Below are 20,665 nucleotides of genomic sequence, written 5' to 3'. Positions count from 1 at the left end.
CGCCACAGAGTGGACGCCATGAACGCCTCACTCACTGACACACCCACCGGCTCCGGCGCAGCGCCGGTCGCCGGAAAGACGGTCCTGATCACCGGTGGCACGAGCGGGATCGGCGCCGCGACCGCTCGGCTCCTGCTCGCGCGTGGCCACCGGGTCGCCGTCACCGGGCGCGACCCGGGTCGGCTCAAGGCCTTCCTCGACGAGGTCGGCCACGCGGACCGCGTCCTGGGCCTGGTAGCGGATGCCTCCGACTGGGACGCCACGAACACGGTGGTCACCAGCACGGTGGAGCGCTTCGGGTCGCTCGACGCGGCGATCGCGAACGCGGGCGGCGCGTCCGCGGATCACTTCCGGACGGGCAGTGCCGGCGTCGTCGACGACGGCGATCCGGAGCTGTGGGCTCCGATGGTGCTCGCCAACGTGCTCGGCCCGGCTCTGCTGGCCAAGGCGGCCCTGCCTCACCTCGAACGGTCCCGCGGCCGGCTGGTGCTCCTCGGCAGCGTCGCCGGGATCAAGAACAGCCCGGGGAACCTCTACTCCGCCACGAAGTGGGCAGTGGTCGGCTTCGCCGAGAACCTCCGCCTGCACGCCACGACCCGCGGCATCGGAGTCACGGTCGTGAACCCGGGCATGATCGACACCGCGTTCTGGCACGGCCAGGCTCCCCCCATCGCGATGAGCCCGGATTCCGTGGCCGAGGCGATCGGCTTCGCCCTCGACCAGCCGGCAGGCGTCGACCTCAACACGGTGACGATCCGTCCGATCGGCCAGCCCGTCTGACACCGGGCGCGCAGCGTGCCCACGGGTGCACCCTCATCGTGTCAGTGATCTTCGACGGACCGCTGACGCACCCGAGGCGCCGCCGGGCCATCGCCCTGCTCGCGCGCCCCCTCTGCCGCGTCTCCTCCCCGGGGGCCCGGCAGAGGGGGCGCGGCAGGGGGGCGCCGGTGGCCGGGACAAGATCGAGCCCGCCCGATGCCATCGATCAAGCATGGCCTTCCTCCCGAAAGTCCTCCACGCGAAGGAAGCGAAGAGCGGACGACCTGTGCGGCCCCGGACGAGGTTGCCAAAGGGCCTCGTGGCCCACACGCCATGCACGGTCGCGGGCGATGACCCACACCCGTACGAGCTTGCCGCGCCGTTCACCCCGCACGGCGCCGCGCGCACCCCCACCGGACCCGCGGCGCGGCAACACCGGTCGCACGCGCGGCCCCTCCCCCGGCTCACACACCGGGGCCCCCTCCCCCCGGCTCACCCCGCCGCGCCCCCCGCCCGCACCGCCGCCGCCGTCGCCATCGCCCCCAGCAACTCCGCACGCTGCCCCAGCAACCCGCTCCGCACGCTGACCGCCTGCGCGCTGGCGGGCTGCGCGTAGCGGTCGACGGACTCGCGGACGCCCGCCACCAACGGGGCCCCCGCCGTGCCCAGTTCACCGCCGAGCACGATCGCCGCCGGGTTGAGGCAGTTGACCAGGTCGGCCAGCACCCGCCCGATGGTGCGGCCGGCGTCCGTGACCACGCGGGCCGCCGCCGAGTTGGGAGCCAGTTCGGCCAGCGGCGGGAGCACCGTCGAGACGTCCCCCGCACCGGTCTTGAGCACGTGCGTGAGCTGGCGCCGCACCTCGGTGATGGACACCACCGTCTCCAGGCAGCCGCGGCTGCCGCACCGGCACCAACTCGTCGCACCCGGCAGCTGGGTGTGCCCGATCTCGCCCGCGATGCCCGTCGATCCCCGGTAGGTGCGGCCGGCCAGCACGATGCCGGCGCCGATGCCGTGCGACGCCTTGATGTAGAGGAAGTCGTCGAGCCCCCGGCCCGCGCCGAAGGCCCGCTCCCCCCGCGCGCCCATGTCCGCGTCGTTGCCCACGCTCACCGGATGCCCGAGCCTGCGGCCGAGTTCGTCGGCGGGATCGAGGCCCACCCAGTCCGAGAGGATCGTGGGCGCCCGGACCACCTGGGTCCGTACGTCGAGCGGCCCGGGGATGCCCGCGGCGATGCCCAGCACCAGCTCCAGCCGCTGCCCGGCGTCCTCCAGGGCCTGGTGGACCAGGCCGGCCGCGGAGTCGAGCGCGTCGTTGGGCCGCCCGTCCACGTCGAGTTCGTCGGTGCGCTCCGCCAGGATCTCCCCGGCCGCGGTGGCCACCGCGGCCGTGATGTGCGCGTGCCCGAAGTCGATGCCGACCACCACCCCCGCGGCCGGCCGCAGACTCACCAGCCCCGCCCGCCGTCCGCGTCCGGCGGCGGCCGGCGACCCGGCGCCCTCGGTGGCCAGCCCCTCCGCGAGCAGCGCGGCCACGCCCGCGCCGACCGCGCTGCGGGACAGCCCGGTCAGCCGGCTGAGTTCGGCGCGGCTGACCGTGTCGTGCTCGGCGAGGACCCCGAGGAGCAGTTCGCGCGTCCGCATCCGGCGCGCCGAGACCGGCCCGGTCGCATCTGTCATGCCGTCACCCCAGCTCAAATTTCTGCCGTTGAACGGCCGAATTGAAGCCCGACTCTACCTCTTGAAAGTCGAGTTGGGTGAGCCTAGGGTCCATCCGCACGCCACTTCCCGGGCCGGTCCCCGTATCGCCTCGGGCCAACAGAGGAGCCGTGTTGATCGTGAAACGATTCAGAACGTCCCGCAGACGGCGGGCCGCGGCCGTGGCAACCGCCGCCGCCGCCCTGGTCGCCGGGCTCGCACTCTCCCCCACCGGGGTCTCCCCCGCCGCCGCGGCCGGCACCGACGGCCCCAACCCGGCCTGCCCGTGGGTGGGTTCGACCGCGCCGGTGAACACGCGTACGGCGCAGGTGCTGTCGAAGATGACCCTCGACGACAAGATCGCGATGGTGCACGGCTCCGCCGCGGGCCCGTACACCGGGCTGGTCCCCGGCAACAGCCGGCTGTGCATCCCCGCGCTGAAGATGCAGGACGGCCCGACCGGCGTCCGGATGAGCGACACCACGCAGTTGCCGGCCGCGGCGAACGTGGCCGCGTCGTTCGACCCGTCGGTGGCGCGGTCCTACGGCTCGGTGATCGGCGCCGAGGACAAGGCCAAGGGCGTCGACGTCGACCTCGGTCCGACGATCAACATCGTCCGCGACCCGCGCTGGGGCCGGGCGTTCGAGTCGTACAGCGAGGACCCGTACCTGACCGGGCAGATGGGCGCCGCGGACATCGAGGGCATCCAGGGGCAGGACGTGATGGCCCAGGTCAAGCACTGGGCGGTGTACAACCAGGAGACCAACAGGAACACGCCGTCTGACAACGTTATCATCGACGACCGCACCGTCCGGGAGATCTACACCAGCGCGTTCGGCGCGGTGGTGGCGCAGTCCGACCCGGCGTCGGCGATGTGCTCGTACTCCACGGTCAACGGCACCGACGCGTGCGCGAGCGCCTACCTGGACTCGATCCTCAAGGACGACTTCGGCCTCAAGGGGTTCATCACCTCCGACTGGGGCGGCACGCACAGCACGGTCGCCACGGCCAACGCCGGTATGGACATGCAGATGCCGGACGCCTCGTACTTCGGCGCCGCGCTCAAGACCGCCGTGCAGAACGGCCAGGTGGCGCAGAGCCGGCTGGACGACATGGTCACCCGCATCCTGCGCGAGCAGTTCCGCTTCGGGTTCTTCGAGCACCCGTCCAAGGACACCCCGGACGCCGACGCGTCCACGGCCGCGCACGTCGACACCGCGCGGAAGGCCGCCGAGGCCGGCACCGTCCTGCTGAAGAACTCCGGCGGCGTGCTGCCGCTGAACTCCCGCACGGTGAAGTCGATCGCGGTGCTCGGCGACGGCGCCGGCGTGGACACCATGACCGCGGGCGGCGGCAGCGCGTCCGTCGGCGGCACCGGCACCGTCACCCCGTACGACGGGATCAAGGCGCGGGCCGGCGCCGGGACCACCGTGTCCTACGCCCAGGGCGGCAGCGGCCCCGGCGGTGAGCTGCCGGCCATCGACAGCTCGTACCTGACGCCGGCGTCCGGCAGCGGCCACGGGCTGCAGGGCGACTACTACACCAACACCACGCTGGCCGGGGACCCGGCGGCGACCACGACCGACCCGCAGGTCGACTTCAAGTGGAACGGCCAGGCGCCCGCCGCGGGCGTGTCCGGTGGTTCGTTCTCCGCCAAGTGGACCGGCACGATCACCCCGCCGGCCACCGGCACGTACACGCTCGGGATCACCAGTGACGACGGCAGCCGGCTGTTCATCGACGGCAAGCAGCTCATCGACAACTGGCGGGACCAGGGCAGCACCACGCAGACCGCGCAGGTGGACCTGACCGCGGGCAAGCCGGTGCAGGTCGAGATGGACTACTACCAGTCCGGCGGCGACGCCGTCGCCGAGCTGGGCTGGACGCCGCCGGGTGCGGGCAGCCCGCTGGACCAGGCGGTCGCGCTCGCGGCCAAGTCCGACGTGGCGGTCGTCTACGCCAACGACTTCGAGAGCGAGGGCAGCGACCTGAAGAACATCGACCTGCCCGCCGACCAGAACAAGCTGATCTCCGCGGTCGCGGCGGTCAACCCGAACACCGTGGTCGTGCTGAACACCGGCTCGGCCGTGACCATGCCCTGGCTGGACCAGGTCAAGGGCGTGCTGGAGGCGTGGTACCCGGGCCAGCAGGCGGGCAACGCGATCGCGTCGCTGCTCTTCGGTGACGTGAACCCGTCGGGCAAGCTGCCGGTCACCTTCCCCACGTCGCTGGACCAGGTGCCGGCCTCGACTGCGGCGCAGTTCCCGGGCGTGAACGGCACGGTGGACTACTCCGAGGGCCTGAACGTCGGCTACCGGTGGTACGACACGAACAAGCTGACGCCGCTCTTCCCGTTCGGCTACGGCCTGTCCTACACGTCGTTCGGCTTCTCGAACCTGCGGGTGGGCCACACGCTCAGCGAGAAGGGCACCGTGCCGGCGAGCGTGGAGGTGACCAACACCGGCAGCCGCGAGGGCGCCGAGGTCGCGCAGCTCTACCTGACCGACCCGTCCTCGACCGGCGAACCGGCCCGCCAGCTCAAGGGGTTCCAGAAGGTCGACCTCAAGCCGCACCAGAGCAAGCGGGTGACCTTCGAGATCAGCGCGCAGGGCGCGTCGTACTGGAGCACCGACGCGCAGGCGTGGGAGCTGGCCACCGGCAAGTACACCGTGCAGGTCGGCGACTCCTCGCGGGCCCTGCCGCTGTCGGGCGCCTTCCAGGTCACCAGGAACTCGGGGCCGCGCTTCACCAAGGTCTCGGCGCCGGCCACCGCTGACGGCGGCGGCACCCTGTCGGTGAAGACCACGTTCACCAACGACTCGACGCAGAGCGTGAGTCAGGCCGCCACCCAGCTCACCGTGCCGGCCGGCTGGACGAAGAAGGCGGCCACCGCCGCCACCTTCCGCAAGGTGCCCGCGGGCGCCTCGGCCACCACCACCTGGCAGGTCACGGTGCCGGCCGGGACCGGGGGCGGTGCGGCCACCCTCGCCGCCACCACCGCCTACAGCGGCTCCCGCGGCCTGCCGCCGGGAACCGGCAAGGCGACCGTGCAGATCGCCTACGCCGACCTCGCCGCGGCCCGCGACACGGTGGGCGTCACCGACGACGCCGACCAGGCCCCCGGCAACCTCGACGGGAAGGGCTACAGCTTCTCCACGCAGGCGCTGGCGTCGGTCGGCGTCACGCCCGGCGGCGAGGTGACCGCCGGCGGCGCGACGTTCACCTGGCCCGACGTGCCGGCCGGCCAGGCCGACGCGGTCACCACCGGCGGCCAGCTCGTCAGCCAGTCCGGCTCCGGCTCGGCGCTGTCGCTCCTGACCGTCGGCACCAACGGCACCCAGACCGGCAAGGTGACCGTCACCTACACCGACGGCACCGCCTCCACGTCGACCCTGAACGTCTCCGACTGGTACAGCAACGCCGCGGGCAGCGGCTGCACGCTGGTCGTCACCACCCCGCACTGGAACCGGCCGGCGGGCAGCACCAACCCCGCCGACCAGAAGGTCAGCCTGTACGCGGCGTCCGTGCCGCTCAGCAGCGGGAAGCAGGTGCGGTACGTGACGCTGCCGAGCAACCCCGAGTTGCACGTCTTCGCCACCGCCATCAGCTGACCTCCGGTCGGCAGCGGCGCCGTGGGCGGGCGGTCGACCGGCCGCCCACGGCGCCCGCGCAGGCGAGAACCCGCCACCGCGAACTCGGTCCCGAGGCTTGACGCGCATGTGGGAGTCCGGTGACATGTGCGGGAATTGCTTGGAAAAAGTTCGTTGTTGTTCAACTGTCGACCGCCGAGCCCATGCTGACGATCGGTCCGTGACCGGTCGTTCAGGGGCGTGCGGTGGTCCAAGGCAAAGGACATGCATGCGACCACGGCACGAAAGACTCCGGCGAACGGTGACCGGCGTGGCCCTTTCGGCACTGCTGGGCAGCGGACTGGTCGTGGCGGCAGCCGCACCGTCCACCGCCGCACCGTCCACCGCGGCCCAGCACTCCGCCCCACAGAACTCCACCACCGCACAGAACTCCAACGGCGGCTGGACGGTGGACGACCCCGGCCGCTCGACGCTCACCGCGCGACTCGACCTCGACTCCGCGGGCGAGCTGCACCTCGCGGTCGACCGCGGCAACGCGCCGGTGCTGCTGCCGGGCCGGCTCGGCATCCGCACCGACCAGCACGACCTGACGACGGGTCTGCGGCTGGTCAGGCGGCAGGACCGCACGGTCCACGAGTCCTACCGGATGACCACCGGCAAGCAACTGCGGACCACGGCCACGATGCGGGAGGCGACCTTCACCTTCCGCGGCGCCGACGGCGCCCAACTGGGCGTCGCGGTACGGGTGTCCGACGACGGCGTCGCCTACCGGTACCTGCTGGACGGCAAGGGCCCGGTGACCGTGACCGGAGAGTCCTCGACGTTCGAGCTGCCGACGGACGCCGACGCCTGGGTCCAGCCGTACTCGCCCAGCTACGAGACCGAGCGGACCCAGACCACCGCGGGCGCGGCCAACGCGGCGCAGCCCGCGTCCTGCACCGGCGACACCTGCGCGTTCGGCTACCCGACGCTCTTCGAGGTCGGGAGCACCTACGTGCTGCTGACGGAGGCGGACGTCGACGGCCGGTACTCCGGCAGCCACCTCGACCACGTGGCCGGCAGCGGGGCGTACTCCGTCGCGCTGGCGGACGACGCGCCCGTCACCTCGAACGGACCGCTGGCGACGCCGTGGCGCACCGCGATCGTGGGCAGCCTGGACACGCTGGTCGGCTCCACGCTCGTGAACGACCTCGCGCCGCCGGCGAAGTTCCAGGACACCTCCTGGATACGGCCGGGCGTGGACGACTGGTCCTGGCTGAGCAACGGGTCGAGCCCTGGTGACTTCGACCGGCAGAAGGACTTCGTGGACTACGCGGCCGCCCACGGCCTGCCGTACACGCTGGTGGACGCCGGATGGCAGGCGAGCTGGGTCCCCGAACTGGTCCGCTACGCGCGGGCCAAGGGCGTCAATGTGATCCTGTGGTTCGCCTGGACCGACCTGAAGACCCAGCAGCAGCGCGACACCTGGTTCGCGAAGCTCAAGGAGTGGGGCGTCGCGGGCGTCAAGGTCGACTACATGGACTCCGACGCGCAGTCCACCTTCCAGTGGTACGACGCGATCCTGCACGACACCGCCAAGGACAAGTTGATGATCGACTTCCACGGCGCGACGATCCCCCGCGGCCTGCAGCGCACCTGGCCGCAGGTGATGAGCGTCGAGGCGGTCCGCGGTGAGGAGAACGGGCAGAACCCGAGCCGCGACATCTTCCTCGCCTTCACCCGCAACATCGTCGGCTCGATGGACTACACCCCGACGTGGTTCTCCCGCCCGAACCGGCAGGACTCCCTGGCGCACGAACTGGCGCTGCCGGTGGTCTACGAGTCCGGCTGGACGTCGCTGGGCGACAACCCCGAGGGGTTCGCCGCCCAACCGGTGGCCGAGAGCTACCTGGAGCAACTCCCCACCACCTGGGACGAGACGCACCTGGTCTCCGGCGGTCCCGGTCCGCAGCCGGCCGGCGACCGGCAGGCCGTCATCGCCCGCCGCAGCGGCGACCGCTGGTTCGTCGGCGGCATCCTGGCCGGCGCGAGCGACACCATGAAGGCGCCGCTCGGCTTCCTCGGCAAGGGCACCTGGCTGGTCGAGACGATCGGCGACAGCAACGGCCAGTTGCAGCGCACCGTGCGGACGGCCACCGCCAAGGACACCCTCTCGGTGCCCGGCGCGGCCAACGGCGGCTTCGTCGCCCTGGCCTGCCCCGCCACCAAGGGCCGCACCGACTGCGAGAACCCGGTGGTCACCGCGCCCGCCACGTCCCTGACCCTCGCCCCGTCGACCGCCACCGCGGGCCCCGGCGCGAAGGTCGGTATCGACGCGGCGTTCGAGCTTCCGCAGGGCACGGCCCTGCGCCAGGTGCGCCTGACGGTGGACCGCGACCGGCTCCCCGCGGGCTGGAGCGCCACCGGCCGGGACGTCACCGCGGGCTCGCTGCGGGCCGGCCGGGCGCTCGACGGCCACTGGACCGTGACGGTCGGCAAGGACCAGCCGGGCGGCGAGGTCGACGTGCCCGTGGTGGCCACGTACGCCAACCCGGCCGGCGGGAAGGCCCCACCGGTCCACGTCGAGCAGGTCGTGCAGGTCTCCATCCCGCTGCACGGCACGGTCTACGCCAGCGATCAGCCGTTCCTCACCGAGACCAACGGCTACGGGCCGGTCGAGCGCGACCAGTCCAACGGCGAGGCCGGCGGGCAGGACGGCCACCCCCTGACGATCGACGGCACCGTGTACCCGAAGGGCCTGGGCATGAACGCGCCGGCCCAGGTGCAGATCGACCTCCAGGGCCGCTGCACCCGCTTCGAGGCCCACGTCGGCGTCGACGACGAGACCGGCGGGCAGGGCAGCGTCACGTTCACCGTGCTCGGCGACGACGGCAGGCAACTCGCGTCCACCGGCGTGGTGCACGGCGGCCGGAGCGCGGTCGACCTGAGCGTCGACACCACCGGCGTGCACACCCTGAGCCTGGCCGTCGGCGACGGAGGCGACGGCAAGAACTACGACCACGCGGACTGGGGGCTGGCCCGACTCACCTGCGTGAACTGACCACCGCGGCAGCACCGAGCGGACACCCGCCCGCCGCCCCCGCCGCCCGTACGAGGTGACGGGGGCGGCGGGCGGACCGGTTCCCCGCGGCGAACGCGCCGACCCTGACGGGGTCTTGACAGATCGTCGGGCGGTGCACATGGTAGTTGACAACGATGTCAGAACCCCCATCCCCCGGTCGGAGGGTCGCGTGGACGCGTCAGCTCAACCCGGCATCGGTCGCCGGCGGTTCCTCACCATCGCGGTGGTCGGGGCCGGTGCGGTCGCCGTTCCGGTCGGGGTCGCCGAAGCCCGACCGGCCGGCGCGGAACCGGCCGGCGCGGAACCGGCCGGCGCTCAGCCGGCGCGGAGCGGATCGCCGGCCGCCGGCCGGTCGGCGGCGACCGTGACCGACCTCGCCGTCGAGTCGGTGACCTCGGCGGGGATCACCCTGAGCTGGACCGCGCCGGCCGGCGCTCTCCGGTACGAACTCCGGTCGGCCGACCGCCCGATCGACGCCTCGACATGGCCCACCGCGCGACGCCTCGGCGGCCCCCGCCCGATCGGCTCCGCCGGCGCCGGCCACCAGCTGGACGTCTCAGGGCTGGACCCGGACACCCGGCACTGGTTCGCGCTGGCGACCTACGACGGCCGGCACTGGTCGGCGCCGTCCAACGCGCCGGCCACCCCGCCGAGCCGCCTCGACCAGGTCGAGGTGTGGCTCTTCGAGCAGAACGCGTCCGACGCCCGCAACCGCCGGCTCACCCGGGTCATCGCCCCGGACTTCGTGCACCGGTCGGCGTACGAGTGGGTGGGCACCGAGTACGAGGACCGCGGCTTCCCCGCGGTCCGGCAGAGCCTGGTCCGGCTCGCACAGGACGGCGCGCTGCTCGGCGCCGGCGTGTCGGCGAGCTACTGGGAACCGGACCTGGAGACGCTCGCGCCGGGGGTGGACCCCGCCGAGGCGTCCGGCGACCCGCTCGGGAACGGCCCGGTGTACCACCTGATCAGTGACACCCCGAGCGCCGTCCGGCAACTGGTCTTCAAGGCCGAGCGGCAGATCGCGGCCGGGTTCGACGGCGTCGAGTTCGACGAGTGGTACCCCACCGACACCTCCGTGATCGCCCCGGCGATGCGCGCGATCAGGCAGCGGGCGCGGCAGACGCACGGCCGTACGGTCTACCTGTCGGCCAACTCGACCTACGGCGGCGCGGACTTCCCCGCGCTCGACGGCGACACCAACACCGGCGCCGAGGCGGTCGACTACTACCTGCGCAACTACCCGTTCCGGCTCCAGGGTCTCGACGTGCCCGCCGCCGAGAGCACGGCGCCGTTCGACGGCACCGCGAACCTCATCCCGCAGCTGCGGTCCGCGATCGCCAAGGTCGCGCCCAAGCCGTTCGTGTTCTTCGTCGACTACGCGACGCCGACCATCTTCTGGGGGCCGCACGACTTCGGCTCCTGGCCGGCGTTCGTGCGGATCGCCTCCGCCCAGATCCTCGCCGCGGGCGGCTTCCCGGCGGCCGGCCGCAGCATGTACAACGTGCTCGACGGGCTGGTGCGCGGGGTGTTCACGCTGGAGTCCAATCTGGCCGCGTTCCAGCGGGACACCCACGAACTGCGGCGCGAGTTGCGGGTGATCACCCCGACCACGCTGGAGGTCAGCGCGCCGAACGTGCACCTGTCCGCGTTCGACCAGCCGGGCCGGCGGATCGTGCACGTGGTGAACGGCGACTTCGACAACGACACCGGCAGCATGCGCACGCAGACCGACCTGACCGTGACGGTGTCCACCGACCGCCGCCCGGCCGGCGTCACGCTGGTGACCCCGGACACCGTCGGTCCGTCTCGACGGCAGGCGCCGTCCTGGCAGTACGCCTCCGGCCGGGTCACCGTACGGGTGCCGCGGCTGGAGTACCACGACGTACTGGTGATCGGCCTCGACCGGCCCTACCGGCCGCACCTGACGCCGAGCCGGGTCGTGTTCCCGTTCCCCGGCCCGTCCTCCGTCCCGGCCGGCAACAGCGTGCACCTGGTGGCCGTACCGACGCAGGGCACCGGCCGGCAGGTCCGCTGGTCGGTCGACGGCCGGCCCGGCGGCGACAGCCGCGTCGGCACGGTGACGGCCGACGGCACCTACACCGCCCCGGCCCGGGTCCCGGCCGGCGGATCGGTGACGATCACCGCCGCGAGCGCCGCCGAACCCGACGTCACCGCCGCCGTCGAGGTGGCGATCAGCGATCCGGTCCGCCTGCCGTGGACGGCGCCGATCCGGGCCGGCGCGACCACCGACCTGGGCCATCGGCTGCCCGCCGGGTGGCGGATCGTCGAGGGCCGCGGGGACTGGGACGTCACCGACGGCGCCCACGGGCCGGTGATCGCCAACACCAACCTGTCCGAGGGCGAGTCCCAGGGCGACACCATCGGCGAGCCGGCCCTGCTCGTCGCGGGCGATCAGACCTGGGCCGACTACCGGTTCACGGTCACCGTCAGCCCGACGGTGGCACCGGTGGTGTGGTACTCCGATCCCTCCTACCGGCAGGACACGTTCGTCGGGGTGGTCGCGCGCTTCCAGGACGACGCGAACTACTACGAGTACCGGCTGTGCGCCGACGGCAACGCCCGGCTGTTCACCAAGCACGACGGCACCCTGACGCAGGTCGGCGCCGCGGCGCCGGCGCCCTTCCCGCAGGTCGGCGCCGCCACCACGTTCCTCGTCCACGCGGCCGCGGACGTCCTCGAGTTGTGGCTGGACGGCACGCTGGTCCGCCGGGACAGCGGCATCGCGCTGCGCCGCGGCGGCATCGGCCTGGTGTCGAGCCTGACGCAGAACACCTTCGGCTCGATCCGGGTGGACCCGGCCTGACCTGGCGGCGCTCGGCCGCCCGGTCCGGTCACCGCCGGCGGGGCGTGCCGCCGCTTCGAGTCGACCACCCCGCCGACGGGCGGCCTTCGGCACGGCCGGTCCGTCGGCCCTCCCTCGACGGGGTGGCCGGCGGCGCACCGATCGGCTCCGTGCCGGTCAGCAGCGTCGAGTGGAGCCTCCCGAGTTCCGCTCGGCGTGCCGCGGGCGCGCGGCCTGCCCGTGCCCGCCGAGCCCGGGGTGGCCAGGTCGGCGTGGAACCCGACCGGACCCGTGCCGGGCCGCCCGCTGACACGGGACCGGTTCGGGACGGGACGGCACAGCACGGCCGGACCGACGATCCGATAATCGGTAGGAACCGGCTACGCGAAGTGGCGGGTGGACAGGGCCCGTTGGAGTTCGGCGTCGGCGTCGGCCACGCAGCGTTCGAAAGTGGCGCGGGCGCCGGGCTCCATCCACTGGGTGAACGCCTGCTCGTAGACGGTCAGGGCGAGCCGCACCAGGTAGGCCGCCTGCCGCTGGGGGACGCCGCGTTCGGCGAGCAGGTCCCTGAGCACGTCCTCGAGGACCGCCACCTTGAGGACTTCCCGTTCCCGGAGTTCGGGGTTGGCGGCGATGACGCTCTGCCGCCGGTGGGCGAGGGAGCGGTCCGCCGGGAAGAGGGAGGCGGAGCCGGCGAGGGCGCCGAGGAGCACCTGCCACGGCGGCTCGCCGGCCGGGGCGTCGCCCACCCCCGCCCGTAGCTGGGTGACCAGCCCGTCGGTGCCGCCGAAGAGGACTTCCCGCTTGTCGCGGAAGTAGCGGAAGAACGACCGCTTCATCAGGCCCGCGCGCTCCGCGATGTCCGCGACGGTCGTGCCGTCGTAGCCGCGCTCGGCGAACAGCTCCAGCGCGGCTGTCTCCAGGCGCTGCCGGGCGTCCGGCTCCCATCTCGGCATGCCTTCACCCTACCCGATGACACTTGGTGTTATCGTTCTGATGACATCAAGTGTCATCATGTCGTCGGAGTGGAGTGATCATGCGAGCGGTACAGATCGACGAGTTCGGCGGACCCGAGGTGCTGCGGTTCGTGGAGACCGAGACGCCCGTCCCCGGCCCCGGCCAGGTCCAGATCGAGGTGCGCGCGTGCGGCACCAACCCCGCCGACTGGTTCGTCCGCGAGGGCGCCCTGGGCGGGTCCCTGCCGCAGGGGACCGGCTTCGAGGCCGCCGGCGTCGTCACGCGGGCCGGAGAGGGCGTCGCGGGCACCGCCGTCGGCGACCGGGTCTTCGGGAACCTGATGTTCGGCGGCGCCACCGCCGGCGCGGCGCAGTTCGCGGTGCTGGACGACTGGGCCACCATCCCGGACACCATGTCCTTCGAGCAGGCGGCGGCCATCCCGATGCTCGCCGAGACCGCGATCCGCACCCTCGACGAACTCGGCGTGGTCGAGGGGCACACCGTGTTCATCAACGGGGGCAGCGGCGCCGTCGGGCGGCTCGCCGCGCAGATCGCGGTGGGCCGCGGCGCGGAGGTCATCGTGACGTCGGGCGCCGCGAAGGCCGCGGCGATGCGCGAACTCGGCGCGAAGGTCACCGAGTACGGCGACGGCCTCGCGGACCGCGTGCGCGCCCTGGCTCCCGGTGGCGTCGACCGGGTCCTGGACATCGGCCCCGGCGGCCAGCTCCCCGAGCTGATCGCGATCGCGGGCGGCGATCCCTCGCACGTGGTGACGGTCACCGACTTCGGCAACGCCGCGGAGTTCGGCGTCCGGGCCAGCGGCCGCGAGGGCACCGTCTTCCGCCTGGACGCCCCCCAGACGGTCGCCGACGCCGTCGCCGCAGGCACGTTGACGGTTCCGGTCTGGCGCGTCGAGTCGTGGGAGAACATCGCGAAGGTGCACGAGGACATCAAGTCCGGTGCCGCGAAGGGGAAGACGGTGCTGCGCGTGGAGGCGTGAGCCGAGCCGCGGGTGGGTGGGTGTGCCGTGCGCGGGTGCTTGAGCCGTGCGCGGGTATGTCCGAGCCGCGCGTGCGTGTGTGAACCGCCCTCGCCCCGCCCGTCACTCGTGAATCCCCCGAATCCGTCCGCGTGAGCGCTGGCGCCGCCCCTCCCCGCTGGCGAAGAATCGTCGTCGCAGGCAGGTACATTCGTTCGACGGGACCATGAGGAGCCGCACCATGCACGAGGCGCCGTCCGGGCCGCTTCCGTATTACGAGGACATGGGGCCGGGAACGGGAGCGCTCCCGCCGCGGGCGTGGACGGGGGTGTCCGACGCGCGCCGGGTGAACCTGGGCGGGGCATGGCGGTTCCGGCTGTCGGCGACGGCGGACGGGTCGGACGACTCGTTCGCCCGCCCCGGCTTCGACGCCTCGCGCTGGGACGTGCTGCCGGTGCCCTCGCACTGGCCGCTCCAAGGCCACGGCCAGGACCACGACTACGGCCGGCCCGCGTACACCGACGTCCGCTACCCCTTTCCGATCGACCCGCCGCGGGTGCCCACCGAGAACCCCACCGGGGATCACCTGCGCGGCTTCGACCTGCCGGGCGACTGGCCGGGCGGCGCGGCGGTGCTGCGCTTCGACGGGGTGGACTCCTGCGCCCGGGTCTGGCTCAACGGCGAGGAGCTGGGCACCTTCAAGGGCAGCCGGCTGCCGGTGGAGTTCGAGGTCGGCGAACTGCTGCGGCCGCGCGGGAACGTCCTGGCGGTGCGGGTGCACCAGTGGTCCTCGGGCAGCTACCTGGAGGACCAGGACATGTGGTGGCTGCCGGGCATCTTCCGCGAGGTCACGCTGATCGAACGGCCCGAGGGCGCCGTCACGGACTTCTTCGTGCACTGCGACTACGACCACCTGACCGGCAACGGCTCGCTGCGGGTCGACTGCGATCCCCAGGGGACCGTGACCGTACCGGAGTTGGGCCTGGACGTCGCGACCGGCGAGACCGCGGTGGTGCCGGTGGAGCCGTGGTCGGCGGAGGTACCGCGGCTGTACGACGCGGAGTTGGCCACCGAGGGCGAACGGGTTCCGCTGCGGATCGGCTTCCGCACGGTCCGCGTCGAGGACGGCCTGCTGAAGGTGAACGGGCGGCGCGTGCTGTTCCGCGGGGTGAACCGGCACGAGTTCGACCCGGACCACGGCCGGGCGGTGGACCTGGAGACGATGCGCCGGGACCTGCTGCTGATGAAGCGGCACAACGTCAACGCGGTCCGCACCAGCCACTATCCGCCGCACCCGGCGTTCCTCGACCTGTGCGACGAGTTGGGGATGTGGGTGGTCGACGAGTGCGACCTGGAGACGCACGGCTTCTCCGAGGTCGACTGGCGCCGCAACCCGGTGGACGACGAGCGGTGGACCCCGGCCCTGCTGGACCGGGCCGCCCGGATGGTCGAGCGCGACAAGAACCACCCCGCGGTGGTGATGTGGTCGCTGGGCAACGAGTGCGGCACCGGGCGCGGGCTGTCCGCGATGGCCGACTGGATCAGGCAGCGCGACCCGGCCCGCCCGATCCACTACGAGGGCGACCAGTCCTGCGCGGACGTCGACGTCTACTCCCGAATGTACGCCAACCACGAGGAGAGCGAGTCGATCGGCCGCCGCGCCGAACCCCCGCTCCTGGACGCCGAGTCGGACCTGCGCCGGCGCGCGATGCCGTTCCTCCTGTGCGAGTACGCCCACGCCATGGGCAACGGCCCGGGCGGACTCAGCGAGTACCAGCGGATCTTCGAGACGTACGAACGCTGCCAGGGCGGCTTCGTGTGGGAGTGGATCGACCACGGGCTGCGCCGCAGGACCGCGGACGGCGGCGCGTACTTCGCCTACGGCGGGGACTTCGGCGAGGAGTTGCACGACGGCAACTTCGTCTGCGACGGGCTGGTCTTCCCCGACCGCACGCCCTCCCCCGGGCTGGTCGAGTACAAGAAGGTGGTGCAGCCGGTCGGCTTCGCCGCGGATCTGGCGCGCGGCCTGCTGACCGTCACCAACCGCCATGACTTCGCGGACGTTTCGGGACTGTCCTTCCACTGGGCGTACGAGGAGGAGGGCGAACTCGTCGCCGAGGGACGGCTTGAGGTGCCCGCGCTGGCGCCGGGAGCGAGCGCCGAGGTGGCGCTGCCGCGGGAGCCGCGGACCGCGGCGGACCGCGAGGCGTGCTGGACGGTGCGGGCGGTGCTCGCCGAGGACACCGCGTGGGCGCCGTCCGGCCACGAAGTGGCGTGGGCCCAGTTCGAGGTGGCTCGACCGGCCGTGCCGGCAGGCCCGTTGCCCGGCGCGCCGCACACCCCGCGGCGGGTCGAGGGCGGGCTGATCATGCTCGGCCCCGGCATGTTCGACGCGGCCGACGGCACCCTGCGCTACCTGGACGGCGCGGTGGTGGACGGCCCCCGGCTGGACGTGTGGCGGGCGCCGATCGACAACGACCGCGGGGCGGACTGGTATCCGGACGGACAGCTCGAACGCCGCTGGCGGGACGCCGGGTTGGACCGGATGCGGCACCGGATCGACGAAGTGGCGCCCGGCCAGGACTCGTTGACCGTCACCACCCGGGTCGCGCCGGCCGCCTCGGACCTGGCGCTGCGCACCGTCTACCGCTGGACGGCGGCCGGCGACCGGCTCGCCCTGGACGTCGAGGTCACCCCGGAGGGCCCATGGAGCCTGCCGCTGCCGCGGCTCGGCATACGGCTCGGGTTGTGCCCCACGCTCGACACCGTCGAGTGGTACGGCGGCGGGCCCGGCGAGGCGTACCCCGACACCCGCGAGGCGTCCCGGCTGGGCCGGCACCGCTCGACCGTCGACGGCCTGCAGACGCCTTACGTACGACCGCAGGAGAACGGCGCCCGCGCCGACGTGCGGTGGGCGGAGCTGCGCCGGTCCGACGGCTCGGGGCTGCGGGTGACCGGTGCGCCGCCGTTCTGGTTCACCGCCCGGCCGTGGAGCACCGAGGAACTCACGGCGGCCGAGCACACGAACGAGCTGAAGCGCGGCGACCTGATCTGGCTGCACCTTGACCACGGACTGCACGGGGTGGGCAGCGGCGCGTGCGGGCCCGAGGCGCTGCCGGAGTTCCGGCTGGCCGCCGCCCCGGCCGCGTTCTCCTTCACCTTCGGCACGCTGCGCGCCGGCCACCCGGCCGGCCCCCGGCCCCCCTTTTGACCGGCCGGCCGCCCCGACCGGGCCACCGGCCCCGCCATCCAGCCCGACCCAGACCCACACACTCACCCGACATCGACGATCCGGAGCACCCGTGACCGGCACCACCCCCTTCGTCCGCCCGTACCGCCCCGCCGACCTGCCTGCGCTGTACGACATCTGCCTGCGCACCGCCGACGCGGGTCAGGACGCCTCCGCGTCCTACGCCGAGCCCGACCGCGACCTGGTCGGCGCGATCTTCGCGGCGCCGTACGCGGTTCTCGAACCCGACCTCACCTTCGTGGTGGACGACGGCGGCGGGCAGACGGTCGGCTACATCGTCGGCACCGGCGACACCGCGCGGTTCGTCGAGCGGTTCCGCGCGGAGTGGCTGCCGTCCGTGGCCGGCCGCTGGCCCGCACCGGCGGGCGAACCCGGCACGCCCGCCGAGTCGATGGCCGTGCTGCTGCACCTCCCCGAGCGGATGGTGGTGCCCGCGCTCGCCTCCTACCCCGCCCACCTGCACATCGACCTGCTCCCCCGGGCGCAGCGGTCCGGGCACGGCCGCGCCCTGATGACCGCGTACCTGGCCGCGCTCGCGGCGAAGGGGGTCCCGGCGGTGCACCTCGGCATGCTCAGCACCAACACCTCCGCCCGCGCGTTCTACGACCGGCTCGGCTTCCACGAGATCCCGGTCCCGGACGCGGGGCCGCTGACGTACCTCGGCCGCGCCACGTCGTAACGCCTCCGGAAGCCTCCACGCCGCCGGGTACGGCCGCGGCCGATTGTCAGTGCCCGCCCCTACGCTCGGCGGCAGGAGGTACACCATGACCGACGAGTCCCCGTACGAACCCGTGACGGTGTCGCGGGTGATTCCCGCCCCGCCGGCGGCCGTCTTCCGGGTCCTGACCAACCCCACCCGGCACACCGATCTCGACGGCTCCGGCATGCTGCGCGGCGCGGTCACCGAGACGCCCGTCTCCCGCGTCGGCGACGTCTTCGTGATGCGCATGTACTACTCGGAGCACGGCCACTACGAGATGAACAACCACGTCGTCGAGTACGAACAGGACCGGCGTATCGCCTGGGAGCCCGAGGCGGGCCGCGGCCACCCCGGACACGGCCTGCCGGGCAGCCGCTGGGGCCATCGCTGGATCTACACCCTGTCCCCCGCCGGCCCACGGTCCACCCTGGTCACCGAGGCGTACGACTGCTCCCGCGCCCCGGCCGACGAGCGGGACGGGATGCAGGGCGGGCAGGTCTGGGTGAGCGGTATGGAGCGGACGCTGGAGCGGCTCGCCGACGCGGTGGACGAGCAGGAGACGGCGGACGGGTAGGAGAGGGCGGACGAGGAGGCCGGAGCGCAAGCCGGGGCAACGCAGACGCGGCCGCCGTGGGCCCGTGCCTGGCCTGGCCGCTGACGCGGCACGGGAGTTGGCGAGCCGTACGCCGGCAGCCCGCCCGGTCATCGCGCGAATTCCCGGTGCGTGAACCCGGCGGGTGGGGACAGGATGGGTCGATGGGATGGACGTTCACACCGTCGGTGGCGGAGTTCACCGCCACGGCGGGCGGTTTCCTGGACCGGCACCCGCTGGAGACGAACGTGCTGCGGACGATCTGCGGGACGCTGCGCCGGCGGGGCCCAGACGCGTACGGAGCGCAGCCGCCGGTGTTCGGCTGGTGGCGGGCCGGCGACGAGGGGGCGGTGCGGGCCGCGTTCCTGCGCACCCCGCCGTATCCGCCGCTGCTCGCGCCCGGCACCCGGCAGTCCTCCCGCGAGCTGGCCGCCGGGTGGGACGGCCCGCTGGAAGGGGCGCGCGGGGACGCGGACGCGGTCCGGGCGTTCGGTGAGGCGTGGCGGGAGCGGACCGGCGCGGCGCCCCGGGTGGTGCGCGAGCAGCGGCTGCACCGGCTCGGCACCCTGACCCCGCGCAGCCCCGCGCCGCCCGGCCGGGCCCGGGTCGCCGGGCAGCAGGACCTCGGCCTGCTGCTGCGCTGGCACCAGGAGTTCGCCCGGGACATCGGCGAGCCCACGCCCGCCGCGGAGCGGATCGTGGCCGACGCCCTCCGGTTCGGCGGCCGCGTCCTGTGGGAGGTGGACGGCGAACCCGTCGCGATGGCGGGCATGACGTCGCCGGAGGACGGCGCGATCCGGGTCGTCGCCGTCTACACCCCGGCCGCGCTGCGCGGGCGCGGCTACGCGGGAGCCGTCACCGCGGCGGTGTCGCGGGCCGCGCTGGACACCGGGGCGCGTGACGTCGTGCTCTTCACCGACCTGGCCAACCCGGTGAGCAACCACGTCTACCGGCGGCTGGGCTACGTTCCGGTTCGGGACCAACTGGCGGTCGCCTTCGGGTGATCGAGAGCTCATCGCGTTCACCGGAGCGGTTCCGCGACCGCCCCGCATAATGGAAGCGGCGGATACCCCGCCGCCCGACGATCGCCAGGAGGAGCCGTGACCGGCGCCCGCCGACAGCCGTCCCACCTCGTGAAGCTGCGGCCCGCACCCTTCGGCGCGGACCCCGCGGGCGCGCGGCTGGAGCGCATTCTCGCCTCACCCAACTACGCCGACGGGGCTTTCGTGAACCCGGTCGGCGCCCGCACCACCCCCAGCGGCGGCATGCTGAAGGCGCTGCCGGCCAACCTCCGCAAGGACGCGCGGCTGGGCCGCAAGCCGGCCCGGCCGGTCCCGCTGCACCCCACCACGCTCGCCGACCTCGCCAAGCCGCCGGCCTCGGGCCTGCGGCTGACGTGGATGGGCCACTCCTCGGTGCTCGCCGAGATCGGCGGCCGGCGGGTGCTCTTCGACCCGGTGTGGGGCGAGCGGTGCTCGCCGTTCGCGTTCGCCGGGCCCAAGCGGGTGCACCCCGCACCCGTGCCGGTCGAGTCGCTGACCGGTATCGACGCCGTGGTGATCTCCCACGACCACTACGACCACCTCGACATGCCGACGATCATCGCGCTGATCCGCGGCGGCGCGGTCTTCGTGGTGCCGCTGGGCGTCGGTTCGCACCTGGAGCACTGGGGGGTGCCGGCGGACCGGCTGCGCGAGTTGGACTGGCACGAGTCCACCCAGGTGGCCGGGCTGACCCTGACCGCCACCCCGGCGCGGCACTTCTGCGGGCGCGGCCTGCGCGGCCGGCAGCAGACCCTGTGGGCCTCCTGGGTCGTCACCGACGACATCCACCGGATCTACCACAGCGGCGACACCGGCTACTTCCCCGGTTTCGCCGACATCGCCCAGCTGCACGGCCCGTTCGACGCCACCATGATCCAGATCGGCGCGTACAGCGAGTTCTGGCCGGACATCCACATGACTCCTGCCGAGGGCGTCCGCACCCACCTCGACCTGTCCGGCGGCACCTCGCACGGCGTGATGCTGCCCATCCACTGGGGGACCTTCAACCTCGCCCCGCACGCCTGGTCCGACCCCGGCGAGGGCACCCTCGACGCCGCCCACCGCTCCGGCGTACAGGCCGTCACCCCGCTCGTCGGGCAGCCCTTCGAGCCCGTCACCGCGCCGGCCGCCTTCCCCTGGTGGCGCGAGGTCGCCGTCACCCCCGAGACCGGCTGGACCCCGTGGCCGCCGCCCGCCCCGGCGCAGCGGGACCAGGTCGCGGACGCGTAGCCG

General features: G+C 73.4%; 12 protein-coding genes. 10 read left to right on the top strand and 2 right to left on the bottom strand.

The annotated features are described in order from the left end of the window. Positions 1–18: 18 nt before the first annotated feature. Positions 19–780, top strand: a complete 762-nt coding sequence (locus tag OG370_RS34855; protein ID WP_328471366.1) for an SDR family oxidoreductase — start codon at positions 19–21, stop codon at positions 778–780. 471 nt (positions 781–1,251) lie between these two features. Here the strand turns inward: OG370_RS34855 and OG370_RS34850 are convergent, their stop codons facing one another. Continuing rightward, entirely contained in the window at positions 1,252–2,439 is a 1,188-nt protein-coding gene (locus OG370_RS34850; RefSeq protein ID WP_328471364.1) for an ROK family transcriptional regulator, read from the bottom strand. 158 nt (positions 2,440–2,597) lie between these two features. Between OG370_RS34850 and OG370_RS34845 the strand changes: the two genes are divergently transcribed. From OG370_RS34845 to OG370_RS34835, 3 genes are all read left to right on the top strand, one after another. Further along, on the top strand, positions 2,598–6,068 hold the full coding sequence (locus OG370_RS34845; RefSeq protein ID WP_328471362.1) for a glycoside hydrolase family 3 C-terminal domain-containing protein: 3,471 nt from the start codon (positions 2,598–2,600) through the stop codon (positions 6,066–6,068). 289 nt (positions 6,069–6,357) lie between these two features. After that, complete coding sequence (locus OG370_RS34840) at positions 6,358–9,087, top strand: glycoside hydrolase family 97 catalytic domain-containing protein (RefSeq protein WP_328471360.1); 2,730 nt, start codon at positions 6,358–6,360, stop codon at positions 9,085–9,087. A gap of 190 nt (positions 9,088–9,277) precedes the next feature. Then, positions 9,278–11,932 carry a hypothetical protein gene (locus OG370_RS34835; RefSeq protein WP_328471358.1) on the top strand — a complete coding sequence of 885 codons (2,655 nt, stop codon included), beginning with the start codon at positions 9,278–9,280 and terminating at the stop codon, positions 11,930–11,932. Positions 11,933–12,291: 359 nt separating this feature from the next. Here OG370_RS34835 and OG370_RS34830 read toward each other — a convergent pair whose 3' ends face one another. Further along, the gene (locus OG370_RS34830) at positions 12,292–12,867 is read right to left on the bottom strand and encodes a TetR/AcrR family transcriptional regulator (RefSeq protein WP_328471356.1); all 576 of its coding nucleotides are present in this window, start codon (positions 12,865–12,867) and stop codon (positions 12,292–12,294) included. Between the two features lie 80 nt (positions 12,868–12,947). Here OG370_RS34830 and OG370_RS34825 point away from each other — a divergent pair, with 80 nt between their 5' ends. The 6 genes from OG370_RS34825 (at position 12,948) to OG370_RS34800 (ending at position 20,662) form a co-directional block, all read left to right on the top strand. Then, positions 12,948–13,868: an NADP-dependent oxidoreductase gene (locus tag OG370_RS34825; RefSeq protein WP_328471354.1), complete on the top strand. Its 921-nt coding sequence runs from the start codon at positions 12,948–12,950 to the stop codon at positions 13,866–13,868. Between the two features lie 220 nt (positions 13,869–14,088). Then, positions 14,089–17,058, top strand: a complete 2,970-nt coding sequence (locus tag OG370_RS34820; protein WP_328471352.1) for a glycoside hydrolase family 2 TIM barrel-domain containing protein — start codon at positions 14,089–14,091, stop codon at positions 17,056–17,058. Between the two features lie 91 nt (positions 17,059–17,149). After that, the gene (locus OG370_RS34815; protein WP_328471350.1) at positions 17,150–17,776 is read left to right on the top strand and encodes a GNAT family N-acetyltransferase; all 627 of its coding nucleotides are present in this window, start codon (positions 17,150–17,152) and stop codon (positions 17,774–17,776) included. Positions 17,777–17,861: 85 nt separating this feature from the next. After that, positions 17,862–18,371: an SRPBCC family protein gene (locus OG370_RS34810; protein ID WP_328471348.1), complete on the top strand. Its 510-nt coding sequence runs from the start codon at positions 17,862–17,864 to the stop codon at positions 18,369–18,371. Positions 18,372–18,553: 182 nt separating this feature from the next. Beyond that, positions 18,554–19,393, top strand: coding sequence for a GNAT family N-acetyltransferase (locus OG370_RS34805; RefSeq protein ID WP_328471346.1), 840 nt, complete (start codon positions 18,554–18,556; stop codon positions 19,391–19,393). Between the two features lie 96 nt (positions 19,394–19,489). Continuing rightward, complete coding sequence (locus OG370_RS34800) at positions 19,490–20,662, top strand: MBL fold metallo-hydrolase (protein ID WP_328471344.1); 1,173 nt, start codon at positions 19,490–19,492, stop codon at positions 20,660–20,662. The last annotated feature ends 3 nt before the right edge of the window (positions 20,663–20,665 follow it).

Origin of the sequence: Streptomyces sp. NBC_00448 (assembly GCF_036014115.1) — a bacterium.
Classification (GTDB): domain Bacteria; phylum Actinomycetota; class Actinomycetes; order Streptomycetales; family Streptomycetaceae; genus Actinacidiphila.
This window is presented reverse-complemented; position numbering and strand designations above follow the sequence as displayed.

Coding starts and splice junctions, on each gene's coding strand:
- OG370_RS34855 (WP_328471366.1), top strand. CDS start 19: ATGAACGCCTCACTCACTGACACACCCACCGGCTCCGGCGCAGCGCCG.
- OG370_RS34850 (WP_328471364.1), bottom strand. CDS start 2,439: ATGACAGATGCGACCGGGCCGGTCTCGGCGCGCCGGATGCGGACGCGC.
- OG370_RS34820 (WP_328471352.1), top strand. CDS start 14,089: ATGCACGAGGCGCCGTCCGGGCCGCTTCCGTATTACGAGGACATGGGG.
- OG370_RS34825 (WP_328471354.1), top strand. CDS start 12,948: ATGCGAGCGGTACAGATCGACGAGTTCGGCGGACCCGAGGTGCTGCGG.
- OG370_RS34810 (WP_328471348.1), top strand. CDS start 17,862: ATGACCGACGAGTCCCCGTACGAACCCGTGACGGTGTCGCGGGTGATT.
- OG370_RS34830 (WP_328471356.1), bottom strand. CDS start 12,867: ATGCCGAGATGGGAGCCGGACGCCCGGCAGCGCCTGGAGACAGCCGCG.
- OG370_RS34805 (WP_328471346.1), top strand. CDS start 18,554: ATGGGATGGACGTTCACACCGTCGGTGGCGGAGTTCACCGCCACGGCG.